This is a genomic window from Trinickia sp. (genome assembly GCF_051954495.1).
GTDB lineage: Bacteria > Pseudomonadota > Gammaproteobacteria > Burkholderiales > Burkholderiaceae > Trinickia.
Window position 1 is genome coordinate 16,283 of the sequence record NZ_JBQCHR010000076.1, and the last position, 15,104, is coordinate 31,386.

General features: G+C 64.6%; 13 protein-coding genes. 3 read left to right on the forward strand and 10 right to left on the reverse strand.

The annotated features are described in order from the left end of the window. Positions 1 to 153 precede the first annotated feature (153 nt). Together ACTHNR_RS10550 and ACTHNR_RS10555 are read right to left on the reverse strand one after the other, a co-directional pair. Positions 154 to 933 carry a phosphoribosyltransferase family protein gene (locus ACTHNR_RS10550; RefSeq protein ID WP_440547547.1) on the reverse strand — a complete coding sequence of 260 codons (780 nt, stop codon included), beginning with the start codon at positions 931 to 933 and terminating at the stop codon, positions 154 to 156. 74 nt (positions 934 to 1,007) lie between these two features. Further along, positions 1,008 to 1,883, reverse strand: coding sequence for a class I SAM-dependent methyltransferase (locus tag ACTHNR_RS10555; RefSeq protein WP_440547548.1), 876 nt, complete (start codon positions 1,881 to 1,883; stop codon positions 1,008 to 1,010). A 325-nt stretch (positions 1,884 to 2,208) separates the two neighbouring features. Between ACTHNR_RS10555 and ACTHNR_RS10560 the strand changes: the two genes are divergently transcribed. Next, positions 2,209 to 2,706, forward strand: a complete 498-nt coding sequence (locus tag ACTHNR_RS10560; protein WP_440547549.1) for a hypothetical protein — start codon at positions 2,209 to 2,211, stop codon at positions 2,704 to 2,706. Between the two features lie 66 nt (positions 2,707 to 2,772). Here ACTHNR_RS10560 and ACTHNR_RS10565 read toward each other — a convergent pair whose 3' ends face one another. The 5 genes from ACTHNR_RS10565 to ACTHNR_RS10585 form a co-directional block, all read right to left on the reverse strand. After that, positions 2,773 to 4,989: a hypothetical protein gene (locus tag ACTHNR_RS10565; protein ID WP_440547550.1), complete on the reverse strand. Its 2,217-nt coding sequence runs from the start codon at positions 4,987 to 4,989 to the stop codon at positions 2,773 to 2,775. Beyond that, positions 4,986 to 6,542 (reverse strand): hypothetical protein, encoded by a 1,557-nt coding sequence (locus tag ACTHNR_RS10570; RefSeq protein ID WP_440547551.1) that lies wholly within the window; start codon positions 6,540 to 6,542, stop codon positions 4,986 to 4,988. The genes ACTHNR_RS10565 and ACTHNR_RS10570 overlap by 4 nt, the downstream gene beginning before the upstream one ends. Further along, positions 6,535 to 8,163, reverse strand: a complete 1,629-nt coding sequence (locus ACTHNR_RS10575) for a glycosyltransferase family 2 protein (RefSeq protein WP_440547552.1) — start codon at positions 8,161 to 8,163, stop codon at positions 6,535 to 6,537. Before ACTHNR_RS10575 ends, ACTHNR_RS10570 begins: the two co-directional genes overlap by 8 nt. Next, complete coding sequence (locus tag ACTHNR_RS10580; protein WP_440547553.1) at positions 8,073 to 8,645, reverse strand: hypothetical protein; 573 nt, start codon at positions 8,643 to 8,645, stop codon at positions 8,073 to 8,075. The genes ACTHNR_RS10575 and ACTHNR_RS10580 overlap by 91 nt, the downstream gene beginning before the upstream one ends. Positions 8,646 to 8,804: 159 nt before the next feature. Further along, the gene (locus tag ACTHNR_RS10585) at positions 8,805 to 9,410 is read right to left on the reverse strand and encodes a LolA family protein (RefSeq protein WP_440547554.1); all 606 of its coding nucleotides are present in this window, start codon (positions 9,408 to 9,410) and stop codon (positions 8,805 to 8,807) included. 183 nt (positions 9,411 to 9,593) lie between these two features. Here ACTHNR_RS10585 and ACTHNR_RS10590 point away from each other — a divergent pair, with 183 nt between their 5' ends. Together ACTHNR_RS10590 and ACTHNR_RS10595 are read left to right on the forward strand one after the other, a co-directional pair. Further along, complete coding sequence (locus tag ACTHNR_RS10590) at positions 9,594 to 10,079, forward strand: SRPBCC family protein (protein ID WP_440547555.1); 486 nt, start codon at positions 9,594 to 9,596, stop codon at positions 10,077 to 10,079. A 250-nt stretch (positions 10,080 to 10,329) separates the two neighbouring features. Then, positions 10,330 to 11,079 (forward strand): hypothetical protein, encoded by a 750-nt coding sequence (locus ACTHNR_RS10595; RefSeq protein ID WP_440547556.1) that lies wholly within the window; start codon positions 10,330 to 10,332, stop codon positions 11,077 to 11,079. A 66-nt stretch (positions 11,080 to 11,145) separates the two neighbouring features. On the opposite strand, the gene ACTHNR_RS10600 is transcribed toward ACTHNR_RS10595, so the two are convergent. From ACTHNR_RS10600 to ACTHNR_RS10610, 3 genes are all read right to left on the reverse strand, one after another. Then, a complete protein-coding gene (locus ACTHNR_RS10600) occupies positions 11,146 to 12,648 on the reverse strand; it encodes a SulP family inorganic anion transporter (protein WP_440547557.1) in 1,503 nt (500 codons plus the stop codon). Positions 12,649 to 12,715: 67 nt separating this feature from the next. Continuing rightward, a complete protein-coding gene (locus ACTHNR_RS10605) occupies positions 12,716 to 13,588 on the reverse strand; it encodes a formylglycine-generating enzyme family protein (protein WP_440547558.1) in 873 nt (290 codons plus the stop codon). Positions 13,589 to 13,701: 113 nt separating this feature from the next. Further along, on the reverse strand, positions 13,702 to 15,069 hold the full coding sequence (locus ACTHNR_RS10610; RefSeq protein WP_440547559.1) for an arylsulfatase: 1,368 nt from the start codon (positions 15,067 to 15,069) through the stop codon (positions 13,702 to 13,704). Positions 15,070 to 15,104 lie beyond the last annotated feature (35 nt).

Here is a 15,104-nt window from a genome sequence, read left to right on the forward strand (position 1 = left end):
CGGCAGGCAGGCCCGCGGCAAGCAGAGGGCTCGGACGATATCGATGCCGAGCCCTCTGTCCGTGGGCGCCGATGCGCACGCGCGGCGCGCCGCACCGCAAAGATCGCGCGAAAGGGACTGCGCCCTCCGCCTTGAGCGCGCCCACTTCGACGCTCAATCCACCGCGATGATCCGATACCGCTTTCGATCGATCACCTTGTAGACGATCGCGAACGGGAGCTTTTCCAGTATCGAAGCGATCAGCCGCTCGCTATTGCAGTAAATTTCCTCGGGGCCGATCGCTCGAACGGCCGCCACGATAGAATCGTCATCCCCATCGCACGCGAGACGATGATCCACCGGCCAGTCGAGCCCGAGGTCTAGAGGGGCGGCCCCATCGTCGATGGCCAGCGTCTTCTTGTAGCGTTGATCGTCCGGCAACGCCCGCCCCGTCTTTAAAAAATCCTCCAAGCAAAGCCGGCTCGTGACGTACCTTTCCCACGGCAAGATGGCTCGAACTCCGGCGCAATCCTTCCCGTAGTCCGGTTTAGTTCTGCTGTTCTCGTGATGCACCAGCGCCAGCACTTTGAGCGAGGCCGCGTCTTCGACCAACGCGCGCACATATTCGTAGCAATCAATCAGCGTTTGCCCGACGCCGGCGATATCCTCCACCAGCAATATCTTTTGGCCTGCCTTCACGCAGGACGCAATGAGTTCGAACGCTTTGTCGCTTCGGATTTCGGCCTTTGCTTCGCGACGATCGTAATGGACGAAGTCGACCGGAATACCCAACATCTGGGACAGCATCAGCGCGGGGATTCCGCCTCCGCGCATGACGCCCAAGATTAAGCCAATGCGCTCCCTAGCCAATGATGCTCGTTGGGATAGGCAAAACGTCTCTATGTCGTGATAGCCGTAGAAGTAGACAGGCAATTCCGTAAATCCGGTGTCCATCTATTGCTCGTTTCCTTTGAAGGAGGCGTAACATCGAGCGAACGCCTCACCCGGCCATCGCGGGCGCGCGCCCGTCAGCCCGCTGTATGACGCGATCCTCGCCGTTCGACGCAGGCGTAGGCCAGTTGATTGATGCCCGCTATTCTCGGCGAACTGCCGGCCGGATCGCAATAGAGCGCATTGAGTTCGTCCAGACTCGTCGTCGTTGTCGCGGAAAATCCCGCGGCGCCGCACAGCTCGACGATTTCCTCGGGCCTGAACATGCTGCGAAACGGTTCGTCTTTCCACGCGGCGAAACGACGCGAGGTGTCGAAGATGAAGCGTTGCGTCTGGTTTTGCAGTAAGTAATGCAATGTGTAGTCGAAAACGATCTCGACTTGCGCGCTGAACCCGGCGATATCCGCGAGCGCGGCGCGAATGACTTCCCGGGGCAAATATTGCGCGACGCCAAGCCACGATACGAATACGCGTAGCGCCGGATCGACGCCGGCGTCCAGGAGGATCTCCTTCAGCGGCTGGCGCGTGAAGTCGGCGGCGTGAAACGATGTCCGAGGCCCGATTTTCGCGCCGGCGTTACGCAACCTGGCGAGTTTCGTCGCCTGCGTGGCGGGATGATCGATTTCGAAGATCCGTAGCGACCGGTCCTTGCTGCGCAAACAGTACGTGTCGAACCCAGCGCCGAGCACGACGTATTGCGTGCAGCCCTGCCCGAGCGCATGCGCCAGCCGATCTTCCGTATAGCGGCTGCGCGCGGCCAAGAAAACCCGGCGAGCCGGCGCCAATTGCGCTCGCTTACTTTCCGGATCCGCTTGAAATGCACGCGAAAACTGCGGATGCGTCATCAAAATGGCAAACGGATCGTCAAATAGCGGCGGCGCATCGAGCACTTGATGCGCGGCGCGATACATCGCCACGAACTCGGCGGTTTGACTCGAGCGATCCGCTCGCATGGGACTCCTCCGATGACGGGATAGTTGGCTGGCGCTCCAGCATGCCGAGGCTTGCCAACCGCATACGGGCGCTCGTGTCGAGATTCGGTTCGACACTAACCGAGTGAGCGCCGCTGTGCCGTCTGTCCGCGAAGGGACAACCGGATTTGCGAAGAACGGCGATTGCGCCGTGGATGCCGCTCATCGGTCGGCCTCGTCGGCCGGTACGTGGTGGCGTTCAAGGCGTACGACCGGGTTCGCTGTGCGGTCGATCATTTCGCTTTCCCTTCGAACTGGCTCCCCCCCTGATGCGACCATGGCAACTTCCATGTGGCCGGAGTTCCAAATGGCTTTGTGCTCCCAGCGCTTCGCGCGTGGCGCTTGCTACCTGATGCTGCTCACATCCGCACATGCGATCGCGCACCCCGCTCAAGCTTGCGCCGGCGACATGAACCAAGCGGCTAGCTGCGCCACGGTGATCCACGTCAGCGCACTCGAGGACAATCGCCGGGCCGAGCGCATGCGCGAAGATCGCATGCGCGAAGAGCGGATGCGCGAAGAGCGGATGCGCCAAGACCGCATGCGCGAAGATGCATTGCGTCGAGAAGCAATGCGCCGGGACGCGCTGCGTGAGGAAGCAGTGCGCCGCGATGCGCTCCGGCAAGAAGCGCTACGCCGAGAAGCGCTGCGTCAACAAGCGCTGCAGGACGAGCGCAACCGCGAAGCGCGCATGCGCGAAAAGCGGCAGCGCGAACGGCGCCTTCACCCGCATCGTTGCCCGCCCGGCACGCAAGCCGCTTCCGACGCCCAATGCCAAGGTCCGACACCGCTCGCCACGCAATGACCGAGCAAAGACGCGTCCTACCAGGCGAAAACCACGAGCGCCCGCTCGCCGACGAGCCGGCAACGCCTAAAAGCCTCGCGGCGTGACGAGATCCACCACGCGAAGATGCGCACGTGCATCGAGCGGAAGCTTGAGCCAGGCGATGACGCTCAGATCCCGATAGCCGGGAGAAGCGCGAAATCCCACGCTTGCGCCCATGATGAGGTTCGTTGCGACGAGCCCCGCAAGCGTCGTCGTATCCTCGCCGAACGCGCCCGAGGCCCGGCCCGTGTACAACTCGCGCGTGGCATAGCCTACGCGAGCACCTGTCTTGAACAGGAGGCGGCCGCCCTCCTGCGTCTGCGCATTGAAGACGAGCCCTGCCTCGCGATTCGACTTCGGGCTCCAATACCCGGCGTACGGACCATCGAAGCGGTTTGCGTCGTAACGGTAGGAACTGAACCGCAGGTCTGGGCCCGTGTTGAGCCAGCTCCAGCCCTTCACGAAAAAATCCCGCGTCAGGCCGAGGCTCACCGAGTAGAACGGATTGAAGGCGGTGCCGGTGGCCATCACGACGCCGCCTGCGAGCGTTTCAGCCACATGCCAAGCCGTACCGCCGATGGGCTGCCCCGCGGCGAGTTCGAGCGACGACGAGATCGCGGGACCCAGGCCGGCGGCCGTCCCTTCGTACGCGCGCAGCGAGTCGTAAATGCCGTCGCGCGCCGCGGTAAGTCGCACGAACGATTGCTCGTTTTGAGCGTACCTTTGGTATCGAATCTTGCCTAGCCACTGCTCCGGCGCCCGGCCCGGCGCTTCGACGGCCGCGCCGAAAGAAAGCGCGCCGTCATGCCAATCGGTGCGCGCCGCGGCGCCGAATTGCTTGCCCCATGCGTGGCGCACGTCGTTGTCCAAACGCAGCAGCGCGGCATCGATTTGCACCGTGAGCGTCGGCGTGGGCAGCAGCGTGGCCGACAATTGCGGCATCGTCCAGACGGTCAGCTTGTCTTGCCCGGCTGCGCCCGATTTTCGATCGAGGCCGAATAGCCCCTGCACCGCCGCCCCCTGTCCTTCCATCGGATGTCCCACGAGCGAACGCGCCCGGGAATAGAGCGCAAGGCGCGCATCGTGCTCGGCCAGCGACTCGCGCGCCTGCGCCGGCGTGCCCGGCTTGTTTTCCGCGACGAGCGCATCGAGCGCCGCGTAGTCTCGCGCGGCGGCGGCCGCGTAAGCGAGGCCCTGCGAATATTCCGCGTTGTCGGGATCTTGCCGATGCAGCGCGCGAAAGATGTCTTCCGCTCGGGCCGGGCGCTGGCTCGATAACAACGCCCAGCCGACGAGCGCGCGCGTGGCCGAATCGCTCGCCCCGCCCGTCTCGTCGATCAGCGTCAACGCGGCATCGACTTGAGCGGGGTCGCCCGAGGCCTTGGCGCGCGCCAGCGCGACCTGCGCGTTCAAGCGCCGGCCGTCCGGGCTCGTCAGTTGGCTCGACTGGGCCTGGGCTTCTTCCAGCCGCCCTTGATGCATCAGCGAAAGCGCCAGCCCTTGGCGCGCGCTCTCGGGATTCGTCGTGCCGGCGAGCGCTTCGCGAAACAGCCGTTCGGCGGCTAGATCGTCATGGGCCTCCTCCTCCAGCCAGCCGGATACTTCGAGCGCGGCGGCATCGAGTTTCACCGACGGATCGGCGCGCAGCGAACGCGAATACGCCAGCGCGCGGTCGTGACTGCCCGCCGTGTTTTCCGCGTACATCTGCTGCAGTTCGATATCGGTGCGCGTCTTGCGCAACTTGGGCGCATCGAACGCGGCATCGGCAAGCAGCCGTTCCATATACGCGGCGGGAAGCGCCTTCGCGGCTTTCCATGCCGTGCCCTCGCGCTCGCCTACGCCCGAGCACTCATGGAGCAAAGCCGCATAGGCGGCGTAGGCTTGGTCGAATTGTCCCGCGTCCGCGAGCTGCTGCGCTTCGCGCCATTTCGCCGGCAGACTTCGGCAACCCAGTGATTGGGCGGGCGTCGCCGGCTTCGCATGCGCGGGCGTCCGCGGGCTAACCGAACGCCGTGCGCCCCGGGGCGGGACAGTGGGCAATGCATGCTCACTCGGAGACGGCGCGGGCGGCTCGGCAAGCCGAACCGCGTTTCCAGCGGCGGGCGCATTACCCCAGCCGCGTTCCGTGCCCGCGCTCGAACTGCCCGGACTCGATGACGGCCCCGCGGGCGGCGCAGCGAGCGTCGAGGGTTGCGCCGCGCCGGCGAGGCCATGCCATGCGAGAACGGTTCCCGCCGCGGTAAGGACGAGCGATCGCTTCATGTCGATTTTTGAGGTGGCGCTTCACCGGCAGGCCGCTGGCCGGCAGCCTCGAGCCGTTGAGCGACCTGCGCTTTCAACGCGAGATTGACGAAGACGAAGCTGGCCAGCAATAACGCGCCGAGCACCGACCAAAAGGTCAGCGGATCGGCCAGAAAGAGCCTGACCTCGGCGAGCGGCGAACGCCTTGCCGCCTCCAGCGGGACAGCCGATTGCGCCCGCGTATCGAACAGCGTGGCATGCTGCGTGAAGAGCGACCACACAGCCGGACGGCGCAGCATATCGACCGCGCCCACCACGGCGGCATTGCGTGCGCCGACGATCGCGACGAACGAGTCGCCCCCGACGGTGGCGGGCAGCGACACGGCTTGCCCCGGTTGCAAAGGCGCGTAGGTAGGCAAGTGCCGCCGAAGGCCCGGCGGGAGCGCCGAGTCCTTGCCGAAAAAGTAGTTCGCATCCGATGGATCGCCGGAAAAACGTATCGCGAAATCGGCGACCTCGCCTGTCGCCTTCGTCCGCGCCGCGGCAAACCGCAGCGTCGCGCGCACGAGCGCGGGGTCCGGCTCCGCGAGCGCAATGGCCGCATGCGCCGCGGGCGGTCGCACGCGCGCATCTTTGCCGATCACCGTGGCCGCTTCGGCGGGCAGCGCGGCCGAAGAATCGGCGAACCACTGCGCGGCTCGAACGCAGTCGGCGTCGGTCACACCCGAGATGACGACGATAACGAACTTGCCCGCATTGGCGGGGTAAATACCGACGAACGGCCCCGTCACGGCGCGTGCGATCGAAGCGGGGAGTTGGCGCGAGAGCGTGGCGCGCGTGCCGACGACCAGTGTGTCGCCAGCGGCGAGGTCTTCTTCATTGAGCCCCCATGACTCCGGTTCGCGGCCCCATTCGGCAATCGAGCCTTCGCTCGAATAGGCCACCGAGACATCCACCTGATGCATTCGCGCGACGATGCGCTGCACGGCGAGCGTGGCCGCCTCCAACTGCTCGGGGGCGCTCGGGCCTAGCCCCAAATCGACGCTCAAGGTACGCGCAAGCCAGGCGCGCGCGTCGAATGCCTGCGGAATCTGCGCGAGCGTGGGCGTGGGGTTCGGCCTGAGCCCCGCGAAATCGAGCGACAGCCTCGACCGGGCGTCGTCGACCCTCGCGGCGGCCGGGCGCGCGAGCTCGCTCGTGAGCGGCGCGCCCGGCGGCGCCAGTGCGAGTTGAATCGTGTTGACGCCCGGATCGAACAAATTAGGTGCGAGCGCCAGCGTCTGCTTCGGCCCGCTTGCGAGGACATCGGCGGCAAGCGCGCCGTTGACCCACACCGCGTAACGCGATCCGATCGGCGGCTCGACGGTGGGCACGACGTCGAGATGCGCGCCGCTCAGCACTTCGCGCGGCGAGAGTTCGACGACGAGCGCATGGGCGCTCGCCGCCGCGCCGCCCGCGGGCCTGAGCGCCGAGAAAGGCCGCGCCGCCGTTTGCGCGCACGCATCCGCGGCGGCGAGGCTCATCAGCAGCGCCGCGGCAAAGCGAAGGAGCCCGCCCTTCATGGCGCTACCCATGAAACACCTTGCGCCCGACGTGGCGCGCGTGGGCATGAGCCCCCTTAACGGAAACAAGGAGCATGCCGGCCAGCGAACGCACGAAGTTCGCCGGCGCCTCGCGCTCCTTCCATTGCTTCAGCCATCGCTCGCTGTCGCCATAGGCCAACGTGACGGCCGCCCGCTCGTCTTCGGCGCAACTAGGGGTGTAGAGCCCGACGTATTCCCCGCGGGCGCTGTCGATGAAAGCGCTCACGCGCGCGTTCAGCAAGCGGCCCGCGAACTTGACCGCGAAAGTCCCCTGCGCCAACGGCGCACGCACGCGTATGCGCAACCCCAGTTCGTTGGCATCGACCAGCAAGGCCTCTTGCTCGCCGATCGCATCGACGACCGTGATCGGCTCGCCGATGGCGATACGCGGCCGCACGCGCCGCTGCGCTTTTTCGAAGAGCGCACCGAGCGCCCCGAAGCTCAGCAACAGGTTGAACCCAATCCAAGCCACGGCCGCCGCGAGAATAGAACGCGCTTCGGGCTCGAGAACCATGCGGGCGATGCCCCAGACGAGCCCGATCGCCGAGCCGGCGAAGATCGCGTAGAACGGCAAGCGAAATTCGCTGATGAAATCGGCCTCGCTCTGCTGGCCCTTCGGCGTCACGCTGAACGTGGGCGCATTGGGCCGGACGAGCGCGGACGCGATAGCCGGCAACATGTAGAACGCCTGCAGCGTTTCATAGAGCTCGGAGGAAAAGATGCGCCGGAAACGTCCGTTGAGCCGTTCGGCCGTGAGCAACGCCGCCACGATATACGGCAGCGTGTAGCCGAGCAGGTTTTCCGTCCCGCCGGGGTACATCTGCAGCTTGAAGACGATGCTGATCAGCGGAACGACGAATGTGACGAGGCGTGCGAAGGGAAAGAACCAGAAGAGCCCGACGGAGAAATAGCTTAGCCGCTGCGCGAGTGCGAGACCGCGCACGATCAACGGGTTCTGCTTCATCAGGATCTGCATCATGCCCACGCCCCAGCGAATGCGCTGGACGAGAAAGCCGGAAATCGTCTCGGGCTGCAACCCCGCGACCATCGGCCGGCTCAGGTAGACGGAACGCCAGCCGCGCTGATGCAGCTTGACCGAGGTCGATGCGTCCTCGGTGATGGAATCGGTCGAGAATCCTCCGATCGCCTCGATCGCCGTGCGCCGCACGAGCGCGCCGGACCCGCAGAAGAACGACGTGTTCCACGTATCGAGGCCCTTTTGCACCACGCGGTAGAAGAGATCGTTCTCGGCGGGCATGCGGTTGAAGAGGCCCAGATTCTTTTCGAGCGGGTCGGGATTGGTGAAGAAGTGAGGCGTCTGCACGAGCGCCGCCTTCGCATCGGCGATGAAAAAGCCCACGGTCGAGCGCAGGAAGTCGCGCGTCGGAACGTGATCGGCGTCGAGGATCGCGATCAATTCGCCCGATGTCTTTCCCATCGCAGCGTTCAGATTGCCGCTTTTGGCATGCTCATTCGACTCGCGGGTCAAATACGTGGCGCCGTGACGCGCGCAGAGCGCCTTCAAGGCTTCGGCGCGCGCGGCGAGTTCGCTTCGCTGCTCGGGCCGCTTCGCCGTCTTGGATCGGGGGAAGCCGTCGTCGAGCACGAACACGCGAAACCGTTCCCGCGGATAGTCGATTTCAACCGCGCCGCATACCGTGGGGGCACCACGGCAAGCGGCTCCGAATACGTTGGAATGTAGACGTCGACGAACGGCAGCGCGGCGCGATCGTCCGGTAGCGGCGGCGGCACGCGATCGAGCGGCCTTGCGCTCACGAAGTAGCCGAAGGGCACTACGGCCATGCAATAGAGTTCGGCCGCGAGCAGCGCCACCGCCACGATTTGGGAGGGCAGCGCGCTGTGCAGGGGGAACGAAGCGAAGCGCCAGGCAATGTAGCGCGCGATGAGAAAGCCGCTGAAGACGAGCAGCAACGACCGCGTAAGCGGCGTCTGCACCGCGACGAGCACCGCGAACACCGCGAGAAAACCCATCGCATTGGCGACTGGGTGCGGCAAGCCGACCGACAGAACGGCAAGCGCCGCGAGGGCAGCCAGCGACAGCGCCGCGACGGCCTTGTAGGTGTTCAATAGCATGTTCGGCTCCCCCACCCAGTCGGTCGGACATGAATTGAGTGCAGCATCGGCATGCAACAGCGCTCGGGGAATGCGCAAAACGATCGGAATCGATCCCCCGGATCGGCGGCCCGATTTGTACGAGCATAGTCAGAAGGCGACATTCATGCCAGTGTCGCGTTACCCAAAGGGCGCCAACCTCGACATCGGCACATCGATATTCAGATCCTCCATGAGCACCGTTTCGATCGGCCGGCCCGATGCGCCCTCGCTCACGACCTTCACGGGCAGCCCGTGGTTTGCGTCGAACCACAACTCATAGCGGCATACACCGGCCGCCTGACGTTTGACGCTTCGCTCCACGACAACATGCGCGGCCCTCGACATGCCGACAGCCTCGAGGCCCAGGATCCGCGTATCGCCCTGCTCTTGAAGCTTGCGCACGTCGACGAGCAGCGCGCCGATATCGGATTGGTCGACACGATGGCCGTGGGGGCTTTGGAGCAGGCGGCTGTCCGGGCTCAAGGTCAGTCGCGCAAATGTGCCGAAACCGAACGGCCAAAGCGTGACCTGCCTCGTTTCGGGGCTATAAACAAGCGTCGCGCCGGCATGAGGACGGATGAAGTCCATCCGCACGAAGCCCGGCTTACGGTAGGCGTAGCGCACCACGATGGCCTCGGCGCTTGCCGATGTCGATCTGAGCGTGACCTCGTAGTTCGCGAGCGCATCGAAGCGCGCCTGCGCGTCGGACATGAAATCCGGGGTCGGAACAGCGGGCCGTGTCATCGCAGGTCGTTACGGCACCGCCGCACCGCGAATGCAATCGCCTTCATGCGCATTGCCGCCTCCTATACTCGAGCGTAGCCGGGCCGCGTGTGACCGATTTTGGCCCGCTGCGCCGTACCATGCAATGTGCGGGCCACTTCCTCCCATCGAGCATGCGTGTCAGGGCAAAGGAGAAAGAACGCGATGGCCGATTTTCGCTTGACCACTATGTGGTGCATCGATGCGCCGGTGCAACCGGTATGGGACGCGATCCACGATGCGACGCAGTGGCCGACATGGTGGGCGAATGTCCAAGCCGTCCACGAATTGCAAGCGGGCCGCGCCGACGGTCTAGGGGCCGTTCATCGCTACACGTGGAAGGGCGTGCTGCCTTACCGCGTGGTCATCGACGTGCGCGTCACGCGCATCGTCCCGCTCGTTGCGCTCGAGGGCGAGGCCAGCGGCGCGCTGGAGGGCGTGGGTTGCTGGCACTTTACCCCGGACGGAGAGCGCACCGTGGTGCGTTATGACTGGAACGTCGATACCGCCGCCCCTTGGATGCGCGCACTCGCTCGTCTTCCACCCGCTCGATGGGTATTTCGCTGGAATCACGATTCGATCATGCGCGAAGGCGGCCTCGCCCTCGCCCGCTTGCTCGACGCGCGTCTGAAATCCGGCCCGGCGAGTTAAGCGCGGCCATGGCCGTGCTCCTACGATCTCTCACAGGGCAACTGCGGCTACGCGCAGTCCAAGCCGCCCATTCGCCGAATCATCGAAAAACGACTACGGAAAACAGGACTACAGGCGCGCGGGCTCTCGCCGATACTTTCCGCGGATCGATCGGTTCACCGTGTTCGATGCGCACCCAGCTGGGTCGTCTTGCGGACTGCGCCAGGGGCCGTGTCGTCGTTCAACTTACGAGCCGTACAGGAGAACTCACATGTCGTCCGTGACGCCGGTCTTCCATGCAGGTCATGCATTCGCCCTGCCGCCAGAATTGTCTCCCTTGTCGGATCGGCCCTTGCCGACGCCGAACTCGGGTCCGGGCGCGGTCGGGCCGGACGGCAGTTTGACCGTCGGCAATGCTCATGTCGTGTGGGGCACGGACGGCGGCGAAGAGACGGCCACCGCCACGATCACCAACAATAAGAATCAGATCGTCGGGCAAGTCAATCTCGACCACTTGAACAATACGGTGTCGGTGACGCAATTCGATCCGAGCACAGGCAAGCCCGACATCGACCCCGCGACGGGCAAGCCCGTGTCGTCGACCTTCCACTATGACTCCGAGGGCAATCTCGTCAACGACGGCAATCTTACGTCGGAAAACCTGGCCCATTTGCCCCGAGGGTTCGACGAGTATCACAATCAACTCGTGACGCTGCAACCCGGCGACGGGAAAACGTTGCCGATCACAGTCGATATCGCCCCCGACGCGCGCAGCCTGACGAAACACGCGCTCACCGCCGAGGTCGTGATGCCGGCCAAGCCCAGTTCGAACCCCGATGACACGGTGGACGTGCTAGGGCTCCGGGCGGCGGACAGCGCCGACCAAGCGGGCCCTTCCAAAGCCGATCCGAAGCAATTGGCGGTTCTGTACTCCAGCGATAGCGGCGATACGAGTTTCCTTTCGCCGACGCCGCCCAACGCCGACTCGTTCCTGCACCATCTGTTGCCCGACATCTTCTAACGCTATCGCGCGGCCGACATCGAAATCAGCGAGGGGAAGTCGTCCACTTCGCCTCGCACCGCAGCGTCAATTGACATTGAGATTCCCGCTGAGCCGGGCATGAAACGCACGGCTTCGCTCGTCGAGACCGACGAACCGAACGCTGGCGCCTTGCTGCCGATACTTCGCTTCGATCGAATCGAGCACGGCGACTGTCGATGCGTCGCAAATCTGCGCGCCGGACAGATCGACGACCACCGCGCGCGGGTCGTTCGCGCACTCGAACCGGTCCATCAAATCGTTGCTGCTGCCGAAAAATAGTGCGCCGCGCACCTCGTAGCATGCGGTTTGGCCATCGGCCGATACCGTGCGCGTGGTCCGCATTCCATGCGCGGCCCGGCGCGTGAACAGCGCCATCGCCAACAGCACGCCGGCGACCACGCCCAGCGCGAGATTTCGCGTGTAGACGGTCAACGCCACCGACACCAGCATGACCGACGTTTCCATGAGCGGCATGCGCTTGAGCGTCGAGAGCCGCAGGCCGTGCCAATCGACGGTCTTCACCGCGACCACCATCATCACCGCCGCGAGCGCCGCCATCGGGATGCGCGCCATCACCGCACTCAGGCCGGTCATGAGCAACAGCAACGTAAGGGCAGCCGCCATCGTCGATACGCGCGTGCGCCCGCCTCCGATACCGACGTTTACCACGGTTTGGCCGATCATCGCGCACCCGCCGATTCCGCCGAATAGTCCGGCGCACAGATTGGCCAATCCCAGGGCCCACGATTCGCGCGTTTTATCCGAACCCGTCGCCGTCATGTCGTCGACGAGCTTGGCGGTGAGCAGCGTTTCGAGCAGGCCCACGAACGCAATGCTGACCGCCGTCTGCCAGACGATGCCGAGCGTGCTCAGATCGAGCGGGACGGTCCACGCGGTCAAGCCCGGCAAATCCGCCGGCATGGGGCGCCCCTCCCCAACGGTCGGCACGTTCAAATGCAAAGCGACGCCGAGCGAGGTGGCGACGACGATCGCAATCAGCGGAGAAGGCACGACGCGCTGAAAGCGCGGAGCGATCAACACGATGGCGAGCGCGATCGCGAACAGCGCGTAGGCCGCGAGCGGTTTATCGACGACATGCGGTATCTGGGCGCAAAAAATAAGGATACCGAGCGCGTTGACGAAACCGAGCATTACCGAGCGCGGAATGAAGCGCACGATGCGCGCAAGGCCCAGAACGCCGAACGCCGCTTGGATCAAGCTCCCTAGCAATACGGCGGGCAGGATGTATCCGGCGCCGTGAACGCGGACCATCGGCCCGACGACCAGCGCGACGGAACCGGCCGCCGCCGTGACCATCGCCGGCCGCCCGCCGAACAGCGACATGACCAATAGCAGGACCACCGATGCGAACAGCGCCGAACGCGGCTCCACACCGGAGATGAAAGAGAACGAGATGACTTCGGGAATCAGCGCGAGCGTCGTGACGACACCCGCAAGGATTTCGCGCAGCCATTCGGCGCGCGTCGTGGGCCATGCTTCGCGCGCGCTCGCGCGCGTCATGGCGATCGTACTGCCAGGATTTTTCATGGAGATTGTCGTCTGGTTTCGTTGATCGGGCGTCTTCATGCGGCACAACAGCGTCGTGCCGCCCGTTTCACGCCCGCACTACGCATCTGAAGCCGATATGACTCGTCGAGGTGTCGAGCGTCTGCCCCTGGCGCGCGGCAGGCCGATACCGCAGGCAATAGCTCGGCGCACACAGGTGCGAGCCGCCCTTCACGACATGGCGCACGTCCTGTATGCCGACGCCCGACGCCGGAATGCAGCACGACTTCGCCTCCTCGATCCCGGGCGCGCTGCCGTATCGCGTGGCGGTCCATTCCCACACATTGCCCGCCACGTCGTATAGCCCATAGCCATTGGCCGGAAACGAGCCGACGGGCGACGTGCGCTCGTAGCCATCGAGCGCCGTGTTTTGCCAGGGGAATTGCCCTTGCCATGTATTGGCCATCAGGCGCCCCTCCGGTGCGAATTCGTCTCCCCAGGGATACGCAGCGCCGTCGAGCCCGCCGCGCGCCGCATATTCCCATTCGACTTCGGTGGGCAGCGACTTGCCCGCCCACGACGCATAGGCGCTCGCATCTTCGAACGTCACATGAACGACGGGGTGCTGTTCCAGACCATGCAGCGTGCTGTGCGGCCCTTGCGGATGCCGCCAGCACGCCCCCGGCACATACGCCCACCATTGCCGATAGTCGCCCAGGCCCACGCGCGCAGGTGGCTGGCTAAATACGAGCGACCCCGGGCACAAAAGCGCGGGATCGGCATCCGGGTACAGCGCCGGGTCCGGTTGCCGCTCCGCCAGCGTGACGTAGCCCGTGGCATCGACGAACGCGGCGAATTGCGCGTTCGTAACCGGATGGACGTCGATCCAGAAATCGGGCGCTGTGACGCGCCGCGCCGGACGCTCCTCGCGATAGAACGCATCGGAACCCATCGTGAATTCGCCGCCCAAGATTCGCACCATGGATTCGGTGCGGGCGGGGCTCATCGATGGCGCTGGCGCCTCCCTTTCGGAGCTTGCGCAGCAGCATGCACGTTTCGCGGGTCGTGCGTCCGTCATCGGCGCGGCCATGGCGCTTAAGCGTTAAAGACCGATTTCGGCACGAAATCGAGCTCCGAGCCCGGCGGGATCAGCGCCTCCTGCTTCACGCTGTCTTCGAACTCGCGCACCACGCGATGTGCGTGCTGCATGACCCACCACCGCACGTAGCGCTGATTGACGGCCTCGCGCTCCTTCGGGTCCTCCTGCAAATGCGTGATGCGCGCAAAGCCGAGCGGCAGCTCCGGATCGTGGAAATGCTGCTGCCGCTTGAAATTGATCTTGAAATCCTTCCATTTCACGGCATGCAGTTCGTCCTTGAGCCACACCATGCACGACTCGCGGTTCGAGGTAGCTTGCTCGCCGAGGAAGAAAGCCGTCTGATCCTTGCCGTCGATGAGCCGGTCCTTCGGCGTATCGCTGCCGGCGAATTTGAGCAGCGTCGTGAACAGATCGGTCACGTGCACCATCTCGTTGCTTTCCACGCCCGCCGGAATACGGCCGGGCCAACGGGCCAGCAGCGGCGTGCGAATGCCGCCTTCAGCCGAACTGAAATACGAGCCGTCGAAGAAGCCGCCCGTGCCGCGCCCCGCCAGATGATCTTCCGCGCCGTTGTCGCCGCAGAGAATGACGATCGTATCGTCCGCCACCCCGAGCCGGTCGAGTTCGTCCAGCAGTACGCCGAAGTCGTGATCGAGCATCAGCAGACAATCGCCCCAATCGCCATTGGTGCTCTTGCCCACGAACTCGTCGCGCGGCGACATGGGGAAATGCATCAGCGAGTGATTGAAATAGAGGAAGAACGGCTCGTCGTTCTTGACGCAGCGCTGCATGAAGTCGATGCCGCGCTTTTGATACTCGAGGTCGCACGTCTTCTTCGTTTCCATCGTGAGCTGCTCGTCGAGCAGCGGCCTCGTTCCCTTGCCTTTGAACCCCTCGTGCATATGCGAATAGCCGTCGCGCTCAGGCACGTAATGCGGATCTTCCAGCCACATGCATTCGTCGTAGGTGCGCAGCGGACCATACCATTCGTCGAAGCCGTGGTCGGTCGGAAAGCGGCCGTCTTCCGCGCCGATATGCCACTTCCCGAGACACGACGACTTATAGCCGCCCTTGGCCAGCAATTCCGCGATCGTGATCTCCCAGGTCACGAGGCCGCCGCCATTGCCGCCGAGCGCGATCGTGTGATTGCCGGAACGGATCGGATAGCGGCCCGTCATCAATGCCGAGCGGGTCGGCGTGCACTGCGGTTCGACCACGTAGTGCGTGAGCTTGGTGCCCTCCTTGCAGAACGCGTCGATGCGCTTGGTGTCCGCGCCGCGCAGTTTGCCGCCGCCATAGCAGCCGAGCTCACCCATTCCCAGGTTATCGACGTGAAAGAACAGGATGTTCGGTTTCTTGCTCATTGCAAAACTCCATCGTGTCGAGAGCGATATCCCCC

Coding starts and splice junctions, on each gene's coding strand:
- ACTHNR_RS10580 (WP_440547553.1), bottom strand. CDS start 8,645: ATGCTATTGAACACCTACAAGGCCGTCGCGGCGCTGTCGCTGGCTGCC.
- ACTHNR_RS10560 (WP_440547549.1), top strand. CDS start 2,209: ATGGCTTTGTGCTCCCAGCGCTTCGCGCGTGGCGCTTGCTACCTGATG.
- ACTHNR_RS10595 (WP_440547556.1), top strand. CDS start 10,330: ATGTCGTCCGTGACGCCGGTCTTCCATGCAGGTCATGCATTCGCCCTG.
- ACTHNR_RS10570 (WP_440547551.1), bottom strand. CDS start 6,542: ATGGGTAGCGCCATGAAGGGCGGGCTCCTTCGCTTTGCCGCGGCGCTG.
- ACTHNR_RS10600 (WP_440547557.1), bottom strand. CDS start 12,648: ATGAAAAATCCTGGCAGTACGATCGCCATGACGCGCGCGAGCGCGCGC.
- ACTHNR_RS10610 (WP_440547559.1), bottom strand. CDS start 15,069: ATGAGCAAGAAACCGAACATCCTGTTCTTTCACGTCGATAACCTGGGA.
- ACTHNR_RS10605 (WP_440547558.1), bottom strand. CDS start 13,588: ATGGTGCGAATCTTGGGCGGCGAATTCACGATGGGTTCCGATGCGTTC.
- ACTHNR_RS10555 (WP_440547548.1), bottom strand. CDS start 1,883: ATGCGAGCGGATCGCTCGAGTCAAACCGCCGAGTTCGTGGCGATGTAT.
- ACTHNR_RS10565 (WP_440547550.1), bottom strand. CDS start 4,989: ATGAAGCGATCGCTCGTCCTTACCGCGGCGGGAACCGTTCTCGCATGG.
- ACTHNR_RS10550 (WP_440547547.1), bottom strand. CDS start 933: ATGGACACCGGATTTACGGAATTGCCTGTCTACTTCTACGGCTATCAC.
- ACTHNR_RS10585 (WP_440547554.1), bottom strand. CDS start 9,410: ATGACACGGCCCGCTGTTCCGACCCCGGATTTCATGTCCGACGCGCAG.
- ACTHNR_RS10590 (WP_440547555.1), top strand. CDS start 9,594: ATGGCCGATTTTCGCTTGACCACTATGTGGTGCATCGATGCGCCGGTG.